We start from the raw sequence: 23549 nt of genomic DNA, 5'->3' as shown, positions 1-23549 counted from the left end.
CGCCTGCTCATGCCGCAGTTGGGCCGTGCGGTCAATCACGCCTTTCCAAGCGCCATCGCCCATGCTAGGCGGTGCGCGATTTGAACCCCGGTGGCCCAGTGGCCATCCGCCTGACAGGAGTGATCCCATGGCCCTTGAGCGCACATTTTCCATCATCAAACCCGATGCAACACGCCGCAACCTGACTGGCGCGATCAACGCCAAGTTCGAAGAAGCCGGCCTGCGCATCGTCGCGCAAAAACGCATCCACCTGACCAAAGCACAAGCGGGCGCATTCTATGCCGTCCACGCCGAGCGTCCATTCTATGACGAACTGTGCGAATTCATGGCGTCCGCGCCAATCGTTGCGCAGGTTCTGGAAGGCGAAGGCGCCATCGCGAAAAACCGCGAAGTCATGGGTGCAACCAACCCAAGCGACGCCGCACCTGGCACAATCCGCGCCGAATTCGCCGAATCCGTTGGCGAAAACTCGGTTCACGGTTCTGACGCGCCTGAAACAGCGGCCGAAGAAATCGCGTATTTCTTCTCGGGTCTGGAGCTGGTGGGTTAATCCACCCCTGACCACGCGACATGAAAAAGGCGGCGCTTCCGAAAGGGGGCGCCGTTTTTCGTTTTGAGATGGTGCGTTATTCGGCGGGGTGGTTCACGCTTCGCAGCGGTGGCTGCGGTACTTTCTCGAAATGGGTGCGCAGCAGGTTTACATTACGCATGTTCGCCTTCCAGCCGATGTCAAACAGATCACCGATCAATGGGATCGTGCCGATCACCGCGTCGATCCCGACATTCGCCACCATACGTGCCGTGACATGGGTTGGCGCGCCAAGGCGGTGCCCTTCAAGGATAATATAGCCCGCAGGGGCCAGTGTAAGTGCATCCCCGACACCGGGGATCAGGCCGAGGATGCTGTCCCACCCCATGCGCACGCCGATGATGGGCAGGCGAATGGCGCGGTCCATGCGCCGCGCGATCCGGTCCAAACGGTCCAGTCGCGCGGCAGTGTGGAGGGGAGTTTCGGTGTTATGCATGCTCGGGTGTGCGTGCGATGATCCAGACGGCGTGCACGATGCCTGGGATATAGCCCAGCAGCGTCAGCAGGATGTTCAGCCAGAAATGCTTGCCCAGACCGACCTGAAGAAAAACGCCCAGTGGGGGCAGGATCACGGCGAGGATAATGCGGATGAGGTCCATGGGGGTGGTCCTTTCAATACTGGTTGATGTTGCAGGGTCAACCAGAGGGCGCGGCGAAAGGTTCCGTTATTTGTTCGGGCGGGTGATCACGCCTATCTCGTCAAGGGTGCGTTCGAAGTCGGACAGGCCGCTGTCGAAATGCCCCGCCTTCAGCGCATCAAAGCGTGCACGCAGGGCTTTCTTCTCTTCGCCCTTGCAGTCGTTCCACGGGCGGCCCTGAAGGCCCATGACCAGAACATAGTAGCCGATGAAATGGGGGCGCTGGCCGGTTTCCAGCAACTTGGCATAGGCTGCGTCCGCCCCGAGGGCGCGCAGCGTTTCGGCGTCCGGAATGCCCGCCTTTGCACAGGCGGCGTCCATCGCGGGGCCAAGATTGCGGATCGTTGAAACAGGGGTGCCCATGGCCGCAGATTAGGCCGTGCGCGCCGCGCTGTCACCCGCGATCAGATGCTGGCGTAGTCCGTAAAGACGGGCTTCGGCTCGGGCTGTTTTGGGGGCTGTTGTGCGTTCACAGGAGTGCGGGTCTGTACAGACATGGCGTCGCGCCTTTGTAAGGTTTCTATGGCCGCCGATTTCGACGACTGTAGCAGCCCACCATAATTTCATGCCGAGCGCGGGGCGCGTTTGTGTCAATTATGTGGCGCGGTCAATGTGGTATCGCGTTTTTTGGTCATAGGGCCGCTCGGGTGAGCAGATTATGGCCGGAAACGCGCCATGATTGACCGCATCGGGGTAGCCCTGTGGCTCAAGTGCAATACCCGCGAAGGGCGCGATGTCGGTGCCTGCGATCGCCGGCAGGTGCGCACCGGCATAGACTTGCAGGCCCGCTTCAGCGGAATCGATCCGCAAAGAGAGTCCGTCGGCACCGCTGAGCGTGGCGATGTGGACCGGTGCGGGGCGCGGGGCGTCCGACAGGCACAGGTTGTGGTCGATCACAGGATCAAGCGGGCGCGCTGTGCGGTGGTCAAAGGCAGTGTTATCTAATGGCGCAATCTCTCCGGTCGGGATGTTGCGCGCATCGACGGGCAAGTAGTGATCGGCGGCGACCCACAGCTTGTGCTGGCTTGCATCGCCCAGCCGCCAATAGGGGTGGTGCGCGATGTTGATCGGGGTCGGCGCGTCACTGGTCGCGTGGATGTCGAGGGACAGGGTGGCCCCGTAAAGGCGATAGGACACCTCGATCACGCGGTTGGCGGGCAGTCCGCCATCGCCATCGGCCAGCGTGGTGCGGAAAGTGACGGCGGTTTCGGTCTGCTCCGTCACCTCCCAAACATGCTGGTCCAGCCCGTCAGGGCCGCTATGCAGGGCGGTCACGCCATCCTCGTTACAGGGCATCCGGTAGCGTTCGCCATTCAGCGTGAACGCTCCGCGCCCCACGCGGTTGGCAATGGGGCCGACAATCGCACCGGGATAGACCTCGCGCCACTGCGGATGCGCCACAGGGTCGGCATGCACCACCAGCGATGGCCCGTCGCGATAGGACAAGGTTTCAAGCCGTGCGCCATGGGCGGCAAAGGTGGCCTGCAAATCGGGTGAGGTCAGCGTGATGTGATCAGTCATGGCGCAGTTTTTGCAGGGAATGCGCGGAATGACCAGACGCGGCGGCACGGATCGCCGCCCGCCTTTGCCCTTGACGCCAATGCCCGCACGCCCCTTGATGCCCGCAAACGAGGAGAGCCGCATGCAAGACGCCCATATTTCCACCCACGACGCCGCAGCAGACACGCGCAACGACAGCATCCTGATCTATGTCGATGGCAGGATTGTCCCGCGTGATCAGGCGGTTGTGTCTGTCTATGACAGCGGCTTCATGCTTGGTGACGGTATCTGGGAGGGCTTGCGTCTGTATGACGGCCACATCGCCTTTTTCGACGATCACCTTGACCGGCTGTTCGAGGCTGCCGCCTATACCGAGATCGACATCGGCATGGACCGCGCCGCGCTTAAACAGGCGGTGCAGGACACGCTGGACGCAAATGAAATGACGACGGATGTACACATCCGCCTGATGGTCACACGCGGGCGCAAATCCAAACCATTTCAGCACCCGCATCTATCACTGTTCGGATCGACCGTCGTCATCATCGCGGAACATTCCAAACCAGATGACAGCGTGATCACCCGTGGCATCCGCCTGCACACGGTGCCGCACCATCGCGGCCTGCCGCTGACGCAGGATGCCAAGCTGAACTCGCATTCCAAACTGAACTGCATCATCGCGCTGAACCACGCGATCCGCGCAGGCGCGGACGAGGCGCTGATGCTGGACCCGTTCGGCTTTGTGAACACCACCAACGCCTGCAACTTCTTTATCGTGAAAAAGGGCGCGGTTTGGACCTCGAAGGGGGACTACTGCATGAACGGGATCACGCGGCAAAAGGTGATCGACCTGTGCCGCGACAACGGCATTCCGGTGTTTGAGAGGAACTATTCACTTGTCGATACCTACAGCGCGGAGGAGGCGTTTCTGACCGGTACTTTCGGGGCGCAAACACCTGTTTTCGAAATCGACGGACGCACAATCGGCAATGGCGAGGCAGGCCCCGTATTCCACCGTCTACGCGAACTATACAAAGCGCTGATCGGTACAGATATGCTTATGTCACAATAGTTGACATAAATGGGTTGATGCAAAACGCGATGCACGGATAGGGTGTGGCTACTGGTATTTGATATTTTCCCCAAAGGTCGTTCGATATGGCAGCCAATCCGCTTTCCTCTCAAATGAAAAAAGAAGAACAGCTTTTCGCCACCGAGATTGCAAAAAGTATTAACAAGGCTCTTCAAGCCAAAGATATTCAAAAGAAAGCCGACGCGGCGACGAATGCAAGCAGCCGCACACCACCCAAACCCGTTATGGCGATTTTCGACGCCGTTCTCGCCAAAGAGAAAAAGCGTATCGCCAAGCAATATGCGGGTCTGAATGTCACGATAAAGCCGAGCTATAAAATGGTCGGCGCAAGCTGGATTGCCTCGGTGACGGCGACGGTTGTCTATCCCTTAGTCAAACGTGGCGGGATGAGCTACCTCGTGCAATCGGGTGATACGCTTTGGGATATTGCCGAACGCACCTACGGGTCGGGCTATTACTGGACGGAGATTGAAAAGGCGAACAAATCCGCCGTCGCCAGCAAGGGCAATTTCATTCTTGCCGGTGTACCGCTGAACCTGCCGGTGATCGACGTGGTGCCCGCCAGGTGCGTGCAGCCCGTCATCATCCAGAAACCCAAACCGGCCCCGAAACCGGCACAGAAACGGGCCCGCCCCGTGGCGACGCCCATTGTCGAAATTGATCTAGAGAAAAGCAAAAGCCAGACGACGACCTACCGCCAACCCGGCATGACGGTGATCATTACCACGACGCTAAAAGGGGCGCTGAAGGCCCAGAAACCCGGTGTCATTCCCGCGTCTTTCAACCTGCGCACTTACGAGACTGAGATCGCCAACGGGGCAAAGCCGTTCCAGACCTCGTTCAAGCTCAAAGGGTTGAGCTTTGATTCAATCTCCATCAGCAGCAATGTGACGGGCACCACCTGGTCCAGCAAGATCAGTTTCGGTCGTACGTTGAACCCCAAGCTGACGCTCGCGCCCAAAGCGGTGAAGTTCAAGAACAAGGGCATCATCTATGAGGGTAGCGTGGGCCTTGATATCGAGGTGCAGGTGATCCCCGACAAACCCAAAGTACAGCCCAAGCCGGTGCCGGTCACGGACGTGGTTTTTGACTGGTTTGCGGAAAATGGCCGCGCCTTGGCTGGTGGCGCACTGATCGTCGCGGCGGGGGCGCTGATCGTGGTGACAATCGGCGAGGACATCGTGACGCTTGGCGCTGGTATTGCCGACGATCCGGTGTCATTTGCCGCCGCAGGAATGATGGCACAACGCGGATTGATGATGATCAAATGACGGACAAAGAGTTAAGCCCCGAAACCGTTGCGCTGATCGCGCGCTATCGTACAGGTGCGGGGGCCGATCTGGCCCGCCAGCGCCGCCTTGGCATTCAATACGCCCTTGGCGCTGGCATGATTGCGCTGGCCGCGATTGTGCTGAACCTTGCATGGCTGGCGCTGGTGGTCTGGCTGATCTTTGCGGTCTGGCTTGGCCTGCGCCTAAAGGCGGGTGCGCAACATGCTGCCGCTGTCGCGCGCGCCTTTGACGAATTGCAGGGCGCATCCGAAAAAGGGTAGGGCGCCTTATCAACGGGTTACGGCGATTTCTTCACCCATTTGCGCGCTGTCAAAAACAAAAATGCCAAGCCGCACCGCGACTTGGCATTTTTCGTCTCAGAGAAAGATGCTTACGCTTACATGAAGGCAAACACGTCTTCGTAATCCTCGACGTCTTCGCCGATTTCCTCTTCGTCCACGACATCAAGGATGCGGATCGACCGGCCATCCCCGAGGTCGAGGTAGAGGTCGGAACCGTCGATCGACGCGTTTTCCGACAGGAAGTCGGCGCGCGACATCTGGTCGGGTTCGGTGCCGAACTGGACTTCGGTCAGGTTGATAAGATCTTCGCCATAGGCGAAGTCGTAGATCCTGTCGTGGCCCTCTTCGTCGCCGATCACGAACAGGTCCGCATCGTCGCCGCCAGCCATCGCATCATTACCCGCGCCACCGATCAGCGTATCCGCACCGGCCCCGCCGACCAGCAGGTCGTTGCCATTGCCGCCGATCAGCATGTCGTCGCCATCCGCGCCATAGAGCTTGTCGTTGCCGTCGTCGCCGTTCAGCTCGTCATGGCCATCTCCGCCGAACAACTGGTCATTACCGCTGCCCCCTTCAAGGCTGTCGTCACCGATACCGCCATAGGCCTTGTCGTTGCCAGCGTCGCCGCGCAGCAGGTCGTTGCCGTCATTGCCAAAAAGCTTGTCATTGCCGGTGCCGCCATTCGCTTCGTCGTCGTCTTTCCCGCCAAGGATACGGTCACGGCCAGCGCCACCGTTCAGAACATCATTGCCAGCGTCGCCCTTCAGCGTGTCATTGCCATCATCACCGAACAGGGTGTCGTCGCCCGCGTCGCCCGCAACATCGTCGCGACCCGCGCCACCGTTCAGCACATCGTTGCCCTTGCCTCCGGACATCCGGTCATTGCCCTGACCGCCGTTGACAAGGTCATCGTCGTTGCCGCCGTTCACTTCGTCATTACCAAAGCCGCCGTCGAGCGTATCCGCGCCGTTCTTGCCGATCAGTTCGTCATTATCATCGCCGCCGTTCAGAACATCGTCGCCGTCGCTGCCCAGCAGCGTATCCTCGCCACCTGCGCCATTGACGGTGTCGTTGCCGCCAAGCGCGTCGATGCGGTCATCGCCGTCCGTACCGAACAGCAGGTCGTCGCCCTCGGTCGGTTCCTCGCTGGGCGTGCCTTGGTCTTCGAATTCCAGACCGGTGATCGCTTCGGCGATGGTGGCGATTGATCCTTCGGGATCTTCCTCGTTGATGACGTCGATCAGGCGCACCGAATGCCCCGCACCAAGGGTGATGATAAGGTCTGTACCGTCCACCTCGGCGTTTGCCGCAAGGAATTCCTGAATGTTGGACGGGTTGCCTTGGCTTTGGGACGTATCAAAGCCGTCGAACACTAGCACGTCCATGAAGGGATCGAAATCCTCGATCACGTCATCGCCGTCACCGGGCATCGAGGCAAAGCTGTCGCTGCCTGCGCCCCCGTTCATCAGGTCGTCGCCCGCGCCGCCGTTCAGCGTATCATCGCCCGCGCCACCGGACAGCGTATCGGCCCCGTCCGCTGCCGTCAGCGTGTTGGCCGCGTCGTTGCCTGTCAGGGTGTCATCCCCCGCGCCAGCCGTGGCGTTTTCGATCACGACGCCATTGGCAATCGTATAGCCGCCCGCGATGCCGTAGGCTGCGGAGACAAATCCGCCGCCGCCTTCCTCGTATTGCAGCGTCGCCGCGCGCAGGTCGAGAACCACTTCGGACGTGCCTTCATAAAGCAGCGTGTCCTCGCCACCCGCATCCCAGATCGAGGTCCAGCCGGTGCCGGAGTCGTTCTGGTCGGGCAGGGCATAGATGTTGTCGCCTGTCGCTGTCGTGGTGTTGGCACCATAGGCTGCCTGTAGCACCGCGATATCCAGCGCCATCGGCCCCATTTCGTAGCCGAAGATCAGATTGTCATCAGGCTGGCTGCCGTCCGTGCCGGTGAAATACCCGTTGTTATAGGTCATCGCCGTAAAGACGCCTTGGTTCAGGTTGAACGTCCCGTAATCGCCAAAGGCATCGTCGACACCATCCATGATCGGCGACCCGCCGCCATCATCGTGGGGGTGGGACAGGCCAAGACCGTGCAGGGTTTCGTGCACCACAACCATAAAGTCATAGCCACCCGCATCCAGCGCCCCACCGGGACCGCGCACGATGTCATGCCCGTCAAAGATTGCTTCGCCTTCGTTGTCCTCTCCGGGAGGGCCCATTTTCCCGTCAAGCGATCCGAGCAATTCGTCATCGTCAATCGCGACGAGGAAATCGGCGTTTGCATCCTGCGTGATGGTAAAGTTCAGGTTCGCAACGGCAGCAATTGCGTCATAGACAGCTTGAAATTGCGCAATCTCGTAGGCGGAAGCGCCTTCAGACGTGTATTCTCCGACTGTTTCTCCATCCTGCGCGAAATAGACAGAGATGTTAGGGTCTGTGACGGAGGTGCCCCAAGTGATTGATAGGACGGGTGAATTGGCAGCAGGCATATGTGACCTCGTAATGAATTTCAGGCGCGGCAGATGCGCTTAGCGATGGGAAGATCGAATTATCACGAGATTGTTATGGAACTTTTCCGGCTTGGCAATATGTCAAAAGTTGGGCGCGAATAAATCAGCAATAAGGAGGCGATTTTCAGTATAAATGCGGGCCTTCGGTACAAATTGTTTCCGGTTCCGCGCCAATAAGGCGTGCATATCCGTGAAAACATACGGAATGGTATAGATTCGGCGCGGGCGGAAATACGCGAGCGAGTTGAATTGGCATTCCGCCGGTCGCCACAAACGTGCGCTGTTCACGACGCATTCACAAAGATGTACCGCGGCGGCCCTGCCCAAGTCTGCGGCGCGCGACGCACGCGATGCAACCAATCGACATATTTCTATTGCATTCCGCCGCGTCCGGCGTTTCGATGGCGGCGTCCCTGACAATAAAGGCATTGCGCGCTGCTGTCTGGGTGAACGAGGCTTGGCCGCCCCGAGACCGCCCGACACAGGGCAGCGCGTGCATCCGGCTTCGTTCCTGTCTTAACTGAGGCGGCGCGCCGCCCGAAACCGGAAAACAGGTATCACATGCTGCATAATGACCAACTGGAACAGTGGGATCGCGACAACTTCTTTCACGCCTCGACCCATCTGGCCGAATTCGCCCGTGGCAACGTCGCCCAGCGGGTGGTGACGGGGGCATCGGGCTGCCATATCGAGGATCGCGACGGCAACCGGATGCTGGATGCGTTTGCGGGGCTGTACTGTGTGAACGTGGGCTATGGGCGGTCCGAAATCGCGGATGCGATAGCCGATCAGGCGCGCGAACTGGCCTATTACCACGCCTATGTGGGCCACGGCACCGAAGCGTCGATCACGTTGGCCAAGATGGTGATGGACCGCGCGCCCGATCACATGTCCAAGGTCTATTTCGGCCTGTCGGGGTCGGATGCGAACGAAACCAACGTCAAACTGATCTGGTATTACAACAATATCCTTGGCCGCCCCGAGAAGAAGAAGATCATTTCGCGCTGGCGCGGTTATCACGGGTCGGGCCTGATGACGGGCTCGCTCACGGGGCTGGAACTGTTCCACAAGAAATTCGATCTACCGCTGGAACAGGTGTTGCACACGGTTGCGCCCGATTATTTCCGCCGCGCCGATCTGGGGCAAAGCGAGGCGCAGTTTGTCGATCATTGCGTGGCCGAGCTTGAGGCGATGATTGCCCGCGAAGGGGCCGACACCATCGCCGCCTTTATTGGCGAGCCTGTCCTTGGCACTGGCGGCATCGTGCCGCCACCCGCAGGCTACTGGCCCGCGATTCAGGCGGTGCTGGATCGTCACGATATCCTGCTGGTCGCGGATGAGGTGGTGACCGGATTTGGCCGTCTGGGCACGATGTTCGGGTCCGAACACTACGGGATGAAGCCTGACCTGATTACCATCGCCAAGGGGCTGACATCAGCCTATGCGCCGCTGTCGGGGTCGATCGTGTCGGACCGCATGTGGTCGGTGCTGGAACGCGGTACGGACGAAAACGGCCCTATCGGCCACGGCTGGACCTATTCGGCGCATCCCATCGGGGCGGCGGCGGGGGTGGCGAACCTTGCGCTGATCGACAGTCTGGGACTGGTCGAGGCGGCGGGCAGCACCGGCGCCTATCTGAACGAAACCATGCGCGCCGCACTGGCCGATCACCCCCATGTGGGCGATGTGCGCGGCGAGGGGATGCTCTGCGCGGTGGAACTGGTCGCGGACAAGGACAGCCGCAGCTTCTTTGATGCAGGCAAAAAGGTCGGTCCGCAGATTGTTGCCAAGATGCTGGAACAGGATAGTGTGATCGCGCGCGCCATGCCGCAGGGCGATATCATCGGCTTTGCGCCGCCCTTCTGCCTGAGCCGCGAAGAGGCCGATCATGTCGTCGCCGCAACCGAGCGCGCCGTGCGCGCCGTTCTGGGGTAGGGGGTGATGATGGCGCCCGTGCACACCGCCTTCGAGCCGTCCGAATATGCCCGCCGTCTGGCCAAGACCCGTGCCGCCATGGCGCTGGCGGGGCTGGACGCGCTGTTTGTTACCGACCCGTCCAACATGGCGTGGCTCACCGGCTATGACGGCTGGTCCTTCTATGTGCATCAAGGCGTGATCGTCACCCATGACTGCGATCCGGTCTGGTGGGGGCGCCATATGGACATGTTCGGCGGGCGGCGCACCTGCTGGATGGGGCATGACGAAATCATCGGTTATGGCGATCACTATGTGCAGTCGACCGAACGCCACCCGATGCAGGATCTGGGCGCACAGATGCGCGCCCGTGGTCTTGACCGCGCCCGCATCGGGGTCGAGATGGAGAATTACTATTACTCCGCCAAAGCCCACAGCGTTCTAAGCACCGAACTGCCCGACGCCACGCTGGTCGATGCGACCGCTATGGTGAACTGGCAACGGCTGGTGAAATCGGACGCCGAACTCGCCTTCATCCGCAAGGCGGCGCGGATTTCGGACAAGGTGATCACCCTTGCAATCGACCGCGCCGCACCCGGCGTGCGCAAGAACGATCTGGTGGCCGACATCATGCATGCGGGCATCACCGGCATTGACGACGATTGGGGCGATTATCCGGCGATTGTGCCGCTGACCCCCTCGGGGCTGGACGCCACGGCGGCGCATCTGACGTGGAACGGCGCGCCGATGCAGACGGGCGAGGCGACGTTTTTCGAACTCTCGGGCTGTTACCGCCGCTATCACGCGCCATTGTGCCGGACCGTGTTCCTTGGCACGCCATCGGACCAGATGCGCCGCACCGAGGCCGCGCAGATCGAAGGGATCGAGGCAGGGCTTGAGGCCGCGCGCGCGGGCAACACCACGGGCGACATCGCGCGTGCCTTTATGGCGGTGATGGGCAAGCACGGGATCGAACGGACAGGGCGCATGGGCTATCCTATCGGCCTGAGCTATCCGCCTGACTGGGGCGAACGTAGCGCGTCGATCCGAACCGAGGATACGACCGTGCTGGAACCCGGTATGGTGTTCCACTTTATGCCCGCGCTTTGGATGGACACATGGGGTCTTGAGACGACCGAGACCATTCTGATCCGACAGGATGGCGCGGCGGAACCGCTGTGCACCGTGCCGCGCCAGATGTTCACTAAGGGCTAGGGCGCGTGGACCGCTTTGCCGTCGATATCCTGTCCGATCTGGTGGGGTTTCCCACCGTGTCCAGCGACAGCAACCTCGACATGATCACCTATATTGCGCGCACGCTTGAACGGGCGGGCGCGCATGTGGATGTGCTTGCCGATCCGACGGGGACCAAGGCGAACCTGTTTGCCACGCTGGGGCCGCGGGTCGATGGCGGGATCATGCTGTCGGGCCATTCCGATGTGGTGCCGGTCACGGATCAGGAGTGGTCCAGCGACCCGTTTTCCATGGTCGAACGGGACGGGCGGCTATACGGGCGCGGCACTTGCGACATGAAAGGGTTCATCGCCGCCACACTCGCCATGGCACCGACCTTTGCCCACATGGTGCGCGATCGGCCTCTGCATTTCGCCTTTACCTATGATGAGGAAGTCGGCTGCATCGGGGCGGGCCATCTGGCCGAGGCGCTTGAACACATGGGCGTGCGTCCCAAGGTGGCGATCATCGGCGAACCCACGTCGATGCGGATCATCGAGGGGCACAAGGGCTGCTATGAATATACTACGCGGTTTCAGGGGCTTGAGGGGCACGGGTCGGACCCTGATCGCGGCGTGAACGCGGTGGAATATGCGGTGCGCTATGTGGCGCGCCTGCTGGAGTTGAAACAGGAACTGATCACCACCGCGCCCGACAACAGCCCCTTTGATCCGCCATGGACGACCGTAAATGTCGGCGCGCTGACCGGCGGCGCGGCCCACAACGTGATCGCCCCCAAGGCGCAGGTCGATTGGGAAATGCGCCCTGTCCAAGCCAGCGATGCGGCATTGGTCAAGCAGGGGCTACACCGTTTCTGTGCTGACACGCTGCTGCCCGCCATGCAGGCCGTGCATCCCGAGGCGACGATCGAGACCGAAGTGATCGGAGAGGTCGACGGCCTTGTCCTCACCACCGAAAACGAGGCGCGCCAGATCGTTGCCGAGTTGACGGGCGCGAACGGGGCCGATGTGGTGCCTTTCGGGACCGAGGCGGGGATTTTCCAGAAGGCAGGGATGGACGTGGTGATCTGCGGCCCCGGATCAATCGAACAGGCGCACAAGGCGGATGAATACCTGTCGCTGGACCAGTTTGGACAATGCATAACGATGTTGGAGCGTCTGGCGCATAAGCTGGCGCAATAGCCGCGCGCGCTCGCGCCCCGTCCACCACAGCCACCCCCCTGACACCGATTAGCGTCGGCAACCATACGCCTGACGCTTGCGCGAATTTCGAAGCCGTGCCAGTGTCACTTTTACCCTACGTCACGGCGTCGGGGACGAAAGCGGGCGCCAAGCGCTCCAAAAGAAATCTGGGAGGATTCCATGACATATAATCTCGCTAAGGCGTTCGTGACGGGCGCGTTTCTCAGCGTCGGTTCCATGGCCGGCGCTGCCGAATGCATCGCACCGGCCAACCCCGGTGGGGGCTGGGACTTTACCTGCCGCCAGATCGGCAAGATCCTGTATGATATCGGGCAGGTGGAAGACCCTGTTCAGGTCACGAACCTTGCCGGTGCGGGCGGCGGTCTGGCCTTTTCGACCGTGGTAAACGAACGCAATGATGATGCCGACCTGATTGTCGCCGCGTCTTCGGCGACCACCACGCGTCTGGCGCAGAACGCCTATGGCGGGGCCAAGGCGGATCAGGTCCGCTTTGTCGGGGCCATCGGTGCCGATCCGGGCGTGATCGTCGTGGCGGCAGACAGCCCGCACCAGACCCTGAATGATCTTGTGGATGCGATCCTTGCCGATCCGGGCTCGGTCGCCTTCGCGGGCGGATCGGCTGTGGGCGGGTTTGACCACCTGAAACCCTTGCAGGTGCTGAAGGCCGCAGGGTTCGAGGACATCACCAAAGTGCGCTATATCGGGGTTGACGGTGGCGCAGATGCGATCACCCAGACCGTCGGTGGGTTCACCCAAGCCATGACTGGCGACATGTCCGAAATCGTCGGCTTTATCCCCACCGGTGACATTCGCGTTCTGGCCGTCCTGACCGAAGAACGCGTGCCGGGTTTCGAAGACATCCCGACCGCGAAAGAGCAAGGCTATGACGTGGTCGCGGTGAACTGGCGCGGTCTCTATGTGCCCAAGGACATCTCGGATGAGGAATTCAACGCATGGGCTGACAAGCTTCAGGCTGTCGCGGATTCTGACGAGTGGAAGCAGGCGATGGCGGACAACGGCCTTGCCCCGTTCACCAAGGTTGGCAACGACTTCCAAAGCTGGATCGACGGTGTTGTCGCCCAGACCGAGGAGCTGTCGCGTGAAATCGGCGTAATCCAGTAAGAGGAGCCGTCGGTTCATGAACAGGCTTTCAGACCGCATTTTCGGTCTGGCCATGATCTGTGTGGCGCTCGTGTATATCGCGAGCGCCATGCAGGTGCAGGTCAGTTTCCTGTCCGACCCTGTCGGGTCCAAGGCATTCCCCATAGGTGTGGCATCGGTTGCGATCATCTGCTGTTGCGTGATGATCCTGCGCCCTGATGACGAACCGGACTGGCCGGTGATGTGGACAGTCGTGTCCATCCTGATTTCTATCGTGCTGCTCGTGGGCTATGCCTATGCGCTCAAACCGCTCGGGTTTCTGATCCCAACGGCGATTGTGGCGGGCGCGCTGTCTTACCAGATCACACCACGCCCCGTCGCGGCGGTGCTGAGCGGGCTGGGCCTGTCCATCGGGCTGTTCGTGCTGTTCCGCTATATTCTTGATCTGGGGCTGGTTCCCTTTCCGAAGGGGTGGTTCTGATGGAACTGATTGACAACCTTGCCTTGGGTTTTTCCATCGCGCTGTCGCCATGGACGCTGATGCTGGCGGTGCTGGGCTGCTTTATCGGCACTATCGTGGGCGCATTGCCCGGTCTGGGGCCATCGAACGGGGTCGCGATTATGATCCCGATCACCTTTTCCATGGGGCTGGATGCGGTGTCGGCCCTCGTTCTGCTGACCTCGATCTACTACGGGGCGATGTATGGCGGGCGGATCAGTTCGATCCTGCTGAACATTCCGGGGGACGAGCCTGCTTTGATGACCACGCTCGACGGCTATCCCATGGCCAAGGCCGGACGGGCAGGGGATGCGCTGGTGATTTCGGGCGTTGCGTCCTTTGTCGGCGCGCTGCTGGCCACCATCGGTCTGATGCTGCTGGCGCCATTGCTTAGCCGCGTTGCCTATCAATTCGGCCCGGGGGAGTATTTTGCCCTTTACCTGCTGGCCTTTGCCACCTTGGGCGGAATTTCGTCGAACAATCAGGCCAAGGCGGCGCTGGCCTCTTGCATTGGGTTGATGATCGCGATGATCGGGCTGGACCCGAACTCGGGCCTGCCGCGGATGACGGGGGGCAACCTGCACCTCTATGACGGGATCGATTTCCTTGTGGCCATCGTGGGCCTGTTCGCCGTGTCCGAGATTTTCTTCTTCATCGAAAGCCATGGCTCGACCTCGGCGGCAGGGGTGAAGATCGACAAGGTGCGCGTGCCTTGGGCTGACATCTGGGCCACCAAGTGGACGATGCTGCGGTCTTCGCTTGTCGGGTTCTTTGCGGGTGTGCTGCCCGGTGCGGGCGCGTCCCTTGGCAGTTTCATGACCTATATGATGGAAAAATCCATCGCCGGAGAGAAAGGCAAGTTCGGCACAGGCGTGCCCAAAGGCGTCGCCGCGCCCGAGGCAGGCAATAACGCCGCCGCAGGGGGCGCGCTGGTGCCGATGCTGACGCTGGGTGTGCCGGGGTCTGGGACCACGGCGGTGCTGCTGGCGGTGCTGGTCACGCTCAACATCACTCCGGGGCCGACGCTGTTCACCGACCGCCCCGATGTGGTCTGGGGGCTGATCGCAGCACTTCTGATCGCGAACTTTGTGCTGCTGATCATGAACGTGCCGATGGTCAAGGTCTTCGTCAAAGTGCTGCAAGTGCCACCTGCGATCCTGTTGCCCGGTGTCACTATGGTCAGCTTTGTGGGCATCTATTCCTTGACGGGCAGCTATTTCGACCTGCTGCTGGTGGTCGGGTTCGGGGTGCTTGGCTATGTGCTGCGCAAGCTCGACATCCCGACCGTGCCGGTGATCCTTGGCATCCTGCTGGGCCATCAGATGGAAAAGCAGTTGCGCGATGCGATGGTGCTGTCGGACGGCAACGCGTGGGGGCTGATCTATACTCGTCCCACCAGCCCTGACGAAGTGTCCTATATCGCTCTTGGCCTGTTGATCGCGGCGGTGGCGGGGTTCTTTGCGCCGATCTTCTTGCGCAAGGTACTGACCAAGCCGCAGCGGATCACCGACTGATGGTACGTGTACTGGTCCCGTCGGGCGCTTTGGGTCTGAACTATGACAAGGTGGCGCTGGAACGCGGCATCGCGGCCAAGCCGGACATCATCGCAATCGACGGCGGATCGACCGACAGCGGCCCTGCCTATCTGGGGCGGGGCGTGTCCAAATACGCCCGCGAAAGCACCAAGCGTGAATGGCGCGGGTTGATGGAGGCGCGCGCGGCCGCGGGCGTGCCGCTGGTGCTGGGCACCTCGGGCACCTGTGGCGCGGACAGTGCGGTGGACTGGATGCTTGGCATGACCCGCGAGATTGCGCAGGAACTGGGGCAAGCCGTGAAAATCGCGGTGCTGCGCTGTTCACAGGACGCGGGCAAGGTGCGTGCCGCCTATGACCGGAACGCCGTCACGCCCCTTGCGGGCGCGCCCGAGATTTCGGGTGATACCTTTGCCGAATGCACAAATATCGTGGCCCTCGCAGGGGCCGAGCAGATCAACGCCGCGCTTGAGACAGGTGCGGATATTGTTCTGGCGGGGCGCACCACCGACACAGCCATCATTGCCGCGCTGCCCTTGGCCCGGGGTTGCCATGCGGGGGCCGCGTGGCACGGGGCCAAGATCGGGGAATGCGGTGCGCTGTGCGCTTCGAACCCGCAATCGGGCGTCATTCTGGTGGACTTCGACGATACGGGGTTCACGATCACGCCGCTAGCAGACGGGGCCAAAGCGACGCCGCATTCGGTGTCGGCCCATATGCTCTATGAAAACAGCGACCCTTTTATTCTGTATGAACCGGGCGGGCATCTGGACGTGACCAATGCCACCTATACCGCGCTGGATGACAGCCGCGTGCGCGTCGAAGGGTCGGTCTGGGTCCCGTCAGAACGGTATACGGTGAAACTAGAGGGGACGGTGGTGCAGGGTTATCAATCGGTGCTGCTGTCCACCTTGCGCGACCCGCATTATGTCCGCCATGCCAAGGAATGGGCGCGCGATGTCGAGGCCAAAAGCAGCGCCAAGGCGGCGGATCGTCTGAACCTGTCGCCGGAAGACTTCCATGTCGAGGTACGCCTGATCGGGATCAACGCGACGCTGGGTGATCTGGAAACCGACGGACCCGCCCCGCAAGAGGTCGGTGCCATGGGGATCGTCACAGCGCAAAGTCAGGAGGTCGCCTCCGACATTGCCAAAATCCTTGATCCCTACCTGCTGCACCATCCGCTGACTGCGGACGAGGAGCAGCCGTCATTCGCCTTCCCGTTCTCGCCGGTCGAACTGCAACGCGGCGCGCTTTACGGCTTTGCGCTGAACCACGTGATGGAACTGGCCGACCCGATGGACGCATTTTCACTGGAGGTCATCGACTGTGGCACAGATCGGTAGCATCGCGCGCAAGGTACGGTCCAAGAACGCGGGGCCGTTCTGGCTGACCATCGACATCTTCTGCGGCTCGGACGCGGCGTTCGAACGTATCTCAACGGGGATGCAGACGGGGGCGGTGGCCGCACTGTTTGACGCCAATGTGCAGGAACTCAAACGGTTCGATATCCCGTCACTGAATGTGGTCAAGATCAGCCTGCCGCGCCCCGTGATCCAAGGCGCGCGCGTAGATCGTGACATGCACGGCGCGTCCTTTGCCAACCTTGTGGCCGAGATGGATATCTGACGGCACAGGGGTGGCGCGGCGCTTGATGCGCGCACTCTCCCTTGGCGTGCGGCACACGCGGTGCGCGCAACCCGATTGCAAGACGTCACGGGCCCATTTGCGCAGATTGCGCAGGCAGGGGCCGTGAAAACTGTAGTCAGAACAAGGTTTCGTGGCTACCATCGCGGTATATTTACCTTAGGGGATATTTATTATGCCGGATGGAAGTGAAACGGTGCTGTCACCGTTGCAAGAGGATTTTCTGACGAAGTTTGTTCTGAAAAGCGGGATAGGCTTCAACAAAAAGAAAAAGAACGCAGCGCGTGAAGCCCTGTTCAAAACCTATAGCCGCGAACGCGACGTCCTTGGCAAAAAGATAGCGACCCTGCATGCGAATGACACGATGCGCGAGGCGTTTGCGAACCGGACCTACAAGGCCGACGAAAGCATCAAGGGCAAAGGCAGCACCGCCGACAATCTTGCCCAAGCGATCAAGACGCTGCAGGTCATCACCCTTGATCTGCAAGAGCACATGAAGCTTGAGGAAGCGAACGCCAAGAAGTTCACCTTGCCCGGTCAGGTGCGGTTTTTCGTGAACAAAGGCTTGGGCGAAATCTATGATATCTCCAGCAAATTCAACAGCAAGGTGGACGAGGTTGTCGGCAATATCCGCAAGCTCGCCGGTGACACCAGCCTGACCATCCCCGAACCGAAACTTGCCCTTAAAATGGGTCAGGCCGTGTCCAACGCGGTCGGCACAATCAACCCGCTGCCGACGGCAGCCGCGTCCGGTGACACCACGCTGGATGTGGCCAAAAGCATCATCGACGATGTGGTCAAGAACATCCGCCAGACCGACGACGATCTGCGCAAGGAACTCGCCGCCTTTGCCGGTAACGAAGAGATCATCAAGCAGCACATCGAAAACGTCATCAAGGCCGAGCGTATCATTGACGATATCGACTCCATGTCCGACCAGCTTGACCTGATCCAGAACTGGGGATCGCCCGCCGCACCCGCATTGGCCAAACGGGCCGAGGAATTGCGCAAGCTGGCCCATCCCGAACATGGCGATCTGGACGGGCTGCAAAAGGATTGCGACACCCTGTTCAACGACATCAAGGGCGCGCGCATCGACGCCACAGGTGCCTACAACACCAAGAAGGCCGAACTGGAAAAGCGGCTTGAGGCGATGTGGAAAACGGTTGCGGCTTTCCGCGACAAACACGCCAAAGAGGCGATGCCGGAACAGGGCGAGGAATTTGCCTTTGTCGCCCGGTCGGCTCAGGACGCGCTGAACGCGGGCAAGAACGTCAACGCGCTGCCCGCGATTGAGAAAATGATCGAGGACGCGGAAAACATTGCCAATGACCTCGGCAGCATGGGCCTGCTGAATACCGAGGTCAAAAAAGCGATTGCCGACGCGAAGAAGATCGTTGGCGAGCGCCATGGCAAGAAAGGCACCGTGCGCGTCAATGCGTGGGCGGCGCTGGATTCCGAAATTGCGACCTTTGAACAGGAATGGCCCACCAAACGCCCCGCCTCGGCACGATCCGAGGCGATCGCCCTTGTGGTGCGCTGCGGCGAGGAGGAAAAGCGCGAAGCGGACCAGCATGTCTGGATCGAAAGCCAGAAGCGGCGCATCACCGAAGCGCGCAAGATGCTGACAGAGATCGAAGCAGAGCTGAAAAAGCAGGTCGAGGCGCAGGGCAAGAAATTCGACGGCTATGACGGCGCGATGAAAAAAGAACTCGACGATGCCGAGATGTTCCTGACCAAGGAAGCCGTCAGTTGGCAGGCCCCGACCGAAGCCAAGATCGGCAATGCGCAGGTGGCCATCCTCAAGATGCTCGACCGGCTGAAAGGCAGCCAGACCGAGTCCATTCAGGCGCTCAAGGAACTGTCGGACGAGAATGACGAGATCGTCGCCTCCAAAGACACCGAAATCCAGAACCTCGTCGGACTGCACCAGTCGATTGCCGGTTGGAAGGAAGTGTCCAAGGCGCAGTACAAGGCCTCTAAAACTGCCAAGTCGCACAAGGACGATTACGAACAGCTGATGAAGCAGGTGTCGTCCTTTATCTCCGAGGTCAAGAAAGCCTCGAAAACAAAGGATGCCAGCAAACGGGGCATCGACAGTGCGACCACCGAAAAACGCTATCGCGCCTATCAGCAGCGCATGCAGAACATCTTGAAAGACCCGCCCAAGATCGACCGTGGATCGCTGGGATCAATGGGGGCCACGTGGAAAGAGGCTGTTTCGCGCCTGACCGCCAATCAACAGACGCTGATCAATAGGATCAGGAACGAATATCTGGGCAAGCTGGAGGATACCGACACATCCAAAGCCGACCTTCTGGCAGGTGTGGCCAAGCTGGACACGCAACTGGGCAAGCTGATCGGCACCTTTGACGTGAACGCTTTTGACAAGCCCGCCAAGGTGCTGGGCGACGACAATGCGGGGGAAACCGACCGCCTGCGCAGCCGCGAGGTGGCACTGAACATGGTGCGCCTCAACCGTGAACGGATCACCAACAATCCGCTGATGAAAGCCTGCGTCGAAAATCCGTTCGACGTTCAGGGGTTTGCGTCACCGCCTTATCGGGCGCTCAATCAAATCGATCTGGAGGTACAGCGCGGTGTCTGATGTTCTTTCCCCAAAGCAGAAGGGTTGGCTGACCAACCTTACCGGCGTCATCGCCCAAGCGGACAACGCCATCAAACTGGCCGAACAGCAGGCCGAGGGCCAGAAGCTGATACAGGATCAACTGGCGGTGGACGGCGACAATATCCGCAACGCTTTTGACCAGATCAGCGTCCAGATGAAGACGAACAAGGTCGAAGGGGCGCTGCGTAGTCTGGTGGGCAAGCCCAAGATGATGGCGCTTTCCGATCCGGACCATGACCCGATGAAGGATTTTGACACATGGACCGAAGGGCCCGATGTCAAAGCCATCAATGAACAGGATCTGCAAATCCTGCGTCAGAACTATGAAAAGATCCTGACCCTTCAGAACGAGTTGAAGAAGAACCCCTATTACGCCGAACCGCCCGAGCCCGAGATGCCGACCGAACCGTCGACGCCGCAACAGCGCAAAGAATACAAGGCGGCGATGGAAACCTACGAGGCGGACCTCAAACTGGCGCAACGGCGCATGGCCGAAGACCTGTGGAACCCGATGCAGCGCGAAGGTCTGCTGCCGGAAAGTTTCATCCCCGACAAATATTCCGAAGTGAAGCGCCAGTTCGACGAGGCCAACGCGCTTTATGAGGAACGCTTGCAGGAATATTCCAAGGAATTGGGCGATTACGGCCAGTTCTTGCAGCATTTCGATGATGCGATGGCGATTGGCTCGGGGCTGCTTAAGGTGGCGGGATCGGCCGCGTCCTTTGCGGGGTCCATCGCCACGCTCACGGAAAACAAGGACGTGATTTCAGGCGCGAAAGAAGCCGCCGAAGTCATCGGTTGGGTCGAGATCGCCATGACCTCGACCGCGGGCATCGTCAAAGGCGCGCTGAAGGAACAGGACGGGTTCGCGGTTGCCGAAGCGATCAACGGCGTTGTCGGCGAAATCCTTGGCGCGACGCTGGACGAGGAAACCGCCAAGCTGACCCAAGGCCTTGTGACAGGAGCAATCAAATCGTCCAAAGCGGGCAAGCTGTTCGCCGAAGGACGTATCGACGAAGGGCTGAACGCCCTTGGCGATGCGATCGGCAGCAGCCTTGGCGGGCTGGGCGACGATCAGGTAGCCGAGATCGGCAATATCATTGCCCAAGGCATCCGCTCGCTTCCCAAGGCCAAAGAGGCAGCCAAGACGTTCAAGGACGATCCCACCGGCGCCTTGGTGATCCTGATCAGCGGCGCAAGCGCGATGAACGCCACGATCACGGCGCCCAATTCCGAAGCCGCGGGCGAAATCCTCGGCAATATGGAAGAGGGCGGTCAGGCGCTCGACGATGTGGTCAAACTTGCCCAGCAGCAGAAAAAAGTGTCGGGCAATATCGACAAGGAAAAGCTCGAAGAGATGAAGCAGGCCCATGCCAAGCTTCAGGAAGAGAACTTTGAAGAGTTCATGCGGCAGGAAGACCGCGCCTTTGCCGAAGCGTTGGAATACGGGTTTGCCGATCCCGACGATGATGACGAGGAACTGGACCGCGCCGAACGTCGCCGCGTGGACAGTCTGGAAAAGATCGTCGCCGTTTATAAGCGCGATGAAATGGTCTTTGCCCTTGCGCAAAAGATCGTCACCGGCGGCCCCGGGTTTGTGGCCGAACTTGTGCCGGGCATGGGGCTGGTCGCGGCGGTAACGCAGCTTGTCTTCTCTATCGGTGAGGCGGTCAAACACGCCGAACAGCTTGTCATCTGGATGGACAATGTGGGCGACGCGAAAAAGGCCCGCACCGCGCAGATGGACGCGATGATGAACCGGCTTGGCCTACAGAAAAAGCAGCTGATCATCGCCAACATCAAGGTGGGTATCCAAGCGGTCAAAGTCGCAGGCGAAGCGACAAAGCTGGCCGGAGAGGCCGCACCGGTCGGCTATGCCATCTCTGCCGGTGCCGATCTGGCGGAAAGCGTTCTTGAGGTTTCGGCCAAGGTGGTCGAGGTCGCGCAGATGGAAAAGGCGTGGCGCGAGTATAAAAAGGCGCTCGAAAATCCGAAATCGCGCAAGGCCATTCGCCAGACGATGCGGTCCAACCCGACCCTGTCGAAATACGCGATGGCATGGGGCGCGGTCGAGGATGGCAACCCCATCGCCCAAGAAGCGATGCGGCGCTGCGGCCTGAATGCGCGCACTTTGGCACAGCCCGAAACCAATGTGGGCAAGGTCGTTGAATACCTCGAAATGATCTATGCCGACGATCCGGTCCTGCTGCGCGCGGTGCCGGTGACGGATAAATGGCATCCGGGTGATATCGAGTTCACTTTCCGCAACTTCCTGAAGTTCTATCAGGCTGCGGTGAAAGAGGCCGATCTGGCCGAACTAGACACATCGGGCCTGTCAGGTGCGCTTGGGGGCTATGAAACCGCGGCCGAGGCTTTTGCCGAGGAAATACTGAAAGTGACCAAGGCCAATGCCGATGCGGTGGTGGCCAACCAGAAAGCGGTTGAAGAGGCGCGCAAGGCTTATCGCGCCGCCAAGGCCGAGTGGGAAGAGGGCGGCAAGGAGGGCGAAGAGCCGGATTATGATGCGCCCGAAGAGACCCCGATGCAGGATCCCGAACCCGCCGTTTATGCGCGCGCAACGGATGCGGCGACCACCTGTATGCAGGCCTTTGGGCGGGTGAAACCCATGGGCACCGACGGCGCGCCGCATGCGAGTTTCAAGACCTATGCCGAAGCGATGGAAGCCAAGGCCTGTATCGCGCGCGACCAGTTCGATGGCGCGTGGGAACGTGAGGAATGGCTGCCGGCCTAGGTCGGTCTCCGCGCCAATGAAACCGAACGCCGCATAGGGCAGGGCGCGTCCCACCCTATGCGGCGTATCAGGCGCTGACGTCGCGCAGTTGCGTGCAACAATCCGGTGTCTGTCCCGCAGAACTTGTGCCAAACTATGGGCAACAGGAACGCCAAGGGCAGATAGCGGAGGGCGCGCAAATTTTGCGTAAGGGTTTTCAACAAAGCATGACGCTGCGCCACTTGCGGGCGCTGGTGGCGTTGGCGGACCTCAAGCTGGTGGCGCGGGTGTCCGAGGCGCTTGGCGTGACGCAGCCTGCGGTCTCCAAACAGATCGCAGAGCTGGAAAAGATCGTAGGCGTGCCCGTGGTGACGCGGGATCGTAACCGCTTGTATCTGACACCGATTGGTACGCGTCTGGCCGAACATGCGCGTCAGGCCCTCGGGCAGCTTGACCGCGCCGCCTTTGATATCGAGGCGATGACCGCAGGCGTGTCCGGTTCTGTCGCCGTGGGCGTGGTCAGTTCGGTCGCGCCGACCTTGCTGCCTGGCACGATTGCCCTGTTCAAACGCAGCACGCCGCAGGCCAATGTCGCCGTCTCCGAAGGGCATTTTGTCGGGCTGTTGCCACAGCTTGAGTCGGGCGCGCTGGATCTGGTGATCGCGCGTATCTGGCAGCCGCAGGAACTTGCGGGGATCGACCAGATGGCCTTGTTTTCCGAACCCGTTGTGGTGGTGGCGGGGCGTAACCATCCGCTGGCGCAGGGCGCGGCGGTGGATTGGGCGGATGTGGTGGAATATCCGTGGATCTTCCCGCAGTCGAATTCGGTCGCGCGACAGGCGGTGGATGCGCTGTTCGCAGCCAACGGGCTGTCGCCGCCCAAGAACACGATCGCGTCGCTGTCCCAAGCGCTGAACCTTGAACTGTTGCGCGTGATGCCAGCGTTGGGGCTGATGCCCCAGCGTCTTGCCCAAGCACAGGCGGGGCGCGGGGATATCGTCGTGCTGCCGCTGGACACCCAAGACCTTCTGTCCGAGGCGCGCTGCTTTTGGCGCAGTGACCAGATCGCACAGAATGCGACGCTGGCGCAGTTCCTCAAATGCTTGCAGCAAACCACGGAAGACATCAAAACCATTCCATTTGGTTCATGAATCCCACGTGTTTTTCAATATTCTTCGCCAGAACGATACCTTACGT

General features: G+C 60.5%; 20 protein-coding genes. 15 read left to right on the top strand and 5 right to left on the bottom strand.

The genetic code is table 11. The features are described from left to right. Positions 1–127 precede the first annotated feature (127 nt). A complete protein-coding gene (gene ndk, locus AC6GQJ_RS02910; protein ID WP_500771601.1) occupies positions 128–550 on the top strand; it encodes a nucleoside-diphosphate kinase in 423 nt (140 codons plus the stop codon). 76 nt (positions 551–626) lie between these two features. Here the strand turns inward: ndk and AC6GQJ_RS02905 are convergent, their stop codons facing one another. The 4 genes from AC6GQJ_RS02905 to AC6GQJ_RS02890 all read right to left on the bottom strand — a co-directional run bounded on the left by AC6GQJ_RS02905 (position 627) and on the right by AC6GQJ_RS02890 (position 2871). Further along, positions 627–1025: a DUF4112 domain-containing protein gene (locus AC6GQJ_RS02905; RefSeq protein ID WP_500771599.1), complete on the bottom strand. Its 399-nt coding sequence runs from the start codon at positions 1023–1025 to the stop codon at positions 627–629. Continuing rightward, a complete protein-coding gene (locus AC6GQJ_RS02900) occupies positions 1018–1188 on the bottom strand; it encodes a YqaE/Pmp3 family membrane protein (RefSeq protein WP_500771597.1) in 171 nt (56 codons plus the stop codon). Before AC6GQJ_RS02900 ends, AC6GQJ_RS02905 begins: the two co-directional genes overlap by 8 nt. A 66-nt stretch (positions 1189–1254) precedes the next feature. Further along, complete coding sequence (locus AC6GQJ_RS02895; RefSeq protein WP_500771595.1) at positions 1255–1590, bottom strand: TfoX/Sxy family protein; 336 nt, start codon at positions 1588–1590, stop codon at positions 1255–1257. Positions 1591–1821: 231 nt separating this feature from the next. Beyond that, positions 1822–2871 (bottom strand): aldose epimerase family protein, encoded by a 1050-nt coding sequence (locus tag AC6GQJ_RS02890; RefSeq protein WP_500771593.1) that lies wholly within the window; start codon positions 2869–2871, stop codon positions 1822–1824. Here AC6GQJ_RS02890 and AC6GQJ_RS02885 point away from each other — a divergent pair. From AC6GQJ_RS02885 to AC6GQJ_RS02875, 3 genes are all read left to right on the top strand, one after another. After that, entirely contained in the window at positions 2870–3799 is a 930-nt protein-coding gene (locus tag AC6GQJ_RS02885) for an aminotransferase class IV (protein WP_500771591.1), read from the top strand. The two genes, AC6GQJ_RS02890 and AC6GQJ_RS02885, sit on opposite strands and share 2 nt — an antisense overlap. An 86-nt stretch (positions 3800–3885) precedes the next feature. After that, on the top strand, positions 3886–5091 hold the full coding sequence (locus AC6GQJ_RS02880; RefSeq protein WP_500771589.1) for a LysM peptidoglycan-binding domain-containing protein: 1206 nt from the start codon (positions 3886–3888) through the stop codon (positions 5089–5091). After that, positions 5088–5372 (top strand): hypothetical protein, encoded by a 285-nt coding sequence (locus AC6GQJ_RS02875; RefSeq protein WP_500771587.1) that lies wholly within the window; start codon positions 5088–5090, stop codon positions 5370–5372. The genes AC6GQJ_RS02880 and AC6GQJ_RS02875 overlap by 4 nt, the downstream gene beginning before the upstream one ends. A gap of 116 nt (positions 5373–5488) precedes the next feature. Here AC6GQJ_RS02875 and AC6GQJ_RS02870 read toward each other — a convergent pair whose 3' ends face one another. Continuing rightward, on the bottom strand, positions 5489–7882 hold the full coding sequence (locus AC6GQJ_RS02870) for a M10 family metallopeptidase C-terminal domain-containing protein (protein ID WP_500771585.1): 2394 nt from the start codon (positions 7880–7882) through the stop codon (positions 5489–5491). A 582-nt stretch (positions 7883–8464) separates the two neighbouring features. On the opposite strand from AC6GQJ_RS02870, the gene AC6GQJ_RS02865 reads away from it, so the two are divergent. From AC6GQJ_RS02865 to AC6GQJ_RS02815, 11 genes are all read left to right on the top strand, one after another. Then, on the top strand, positions 8465–9838 hold the full coding sequence (locus AC6GQJ_RS02865; RefSeq protein ID WP_500771583.1) for an aspartate aminotransferase family protein: 1374 nt from the start codon (positions 8465–8467) through the stop codon (positions 9836–9838). Positions 9839–9847: 9 nt separating this feature from the next. Beyond that, the gene (locus tag AC6GQJ_RS02860) at positions 9848–11032 is read left to right on the top strand and encodes a M24 family metallopeptidase (protein WP_500773785.1); all 1185 of its coding nucleotides are present in this window, start codon (positions 9848–9850) and stop codon (positions 11030–11032) included. 5 nt (positions 11033–11037) lie between these two features. Beyond that, a complete protein-coding gene (gene argE / locus AC6GQJ_RS02855; protein ID WP_500771581.1) occupies positions 11038–12192 on the top strand; it encodes an acetylornithine deacetylase in 1155 nt (384 codons plus the stop codon). Positions 12193–12372: 180 nt separating this feature from the next. Continuing rightward, positions 12373–13335 carry a Bug family tripartite tricarboxylate transporter substrate binding protein gene (locus AC6GQJ_RS02850; protein ID WP_500771579.1) on the top strand — a complete coding sequence of 321 codons (963 nt, stop codon included), beginning with the start codon at positions 12373–12375 and terminating at the stop codon, positions 13333–13335. A 16-nt stretch (positions 13336–13351) separates the two neighbouring features. Continuing rightward, on the top strand, positions 13352–13795 hold the full coding sequence (locus AC6GQJ_RS02845) for a tripartite tricarboxylate transporter TctB family protein (RefSeq protein ID WP_500771577.1): 444 nt from the start codon (positions 13352–13354) through the stop codon (positions 13793–13795). Continuing rightward, entirely contained in the window at positions 13795–15327 is a 1533-nt protein-coding gene (locus tag AC6GQJ_RS02840) for a tripartite tricarboxylate transporter permease (protein WP_500771575.1), read from the top strand. Before AC6GQJ_RS02845 ends, AC6GQJ_RS02840 begins: the two co-directional genes overlap by 1 nt. After that, on the top strand, positions 15327–16691 hold the full coding sequence (locus AC6GQJ_RS02835; protein WP_500771573.1) for an acyclic terpene utilization AtuA family protein: 1365 nt from the start codon (positions 15327–15329) through the stop codon (positions 16689–16691). Before AC6GQJ_RS02840 ends, AC6GQJ_RS02835 begins: the two co-directional genes overlap by 1 nt. Next, complete coding sequence (locus AC6GQJ_RS02830; RefSeq protein WP_500771571.1) at positions 16675–16974, top strand: DUF4387 family protein; 300 nt, start codon at positions 16675–16677, stop codon at positions 16972–16974. The genes AC6GQJ_RS02835 and AC6GQJ_RS02830 overlap by 17 nt, the downstream gene beginning before the upstream one ends. A 193-nt stretch (positions 16975–17167) precedes the next feature. After that, positions 17168–19600 carry a hypothetical protein gene (locus AC6GQJ_RS02825; RefSeq protein ID WP_500771569.1) on the top strand — a complete coding sequence of 811 codons (2433 nt, stop codon included), beginning with the start codon at positions 17168–17170 and terminating at the stop codon, positions 19598–19600. Then, positions 19593–22373: a hypothetical protein gene (locus AC6GQJ_RS02820; protein ID WP_500771567.1), complete on the top strand. Its 2781-nt coding sequence runs from the start codon at positions 19593–19595 to the stop codon at positions 22371–22373. The genes AC6GQJ_RS02825 and AC6GQJ_RS02820 overlap by 8 nt, the downstream gene beginning before the upstream one ends. A 206-nt stretch (positions 22374–22579) precedes the next feature. Further along, positions 22580–23503, top strand: coding sequence for a LysR substrate-binding domain-containing protein (locus AC6GQJ_RS02815; RefSeq protein ID WP_500771565.1), 924 nt, complete (start codon positions 22580–22582; stop codon positions 23501–23503). Positions 23504–23549 lie beyond the last annotated feature (46 nt).

Source organism: Tateyamaria sp. 7Alg 36 (assembly GCF_059882455.1).
The sequence above is the reverse complement of the archived record's forward strand: the minus strand, read 5'-3'. Positions and strand labels throughout refer to the sequence as shown.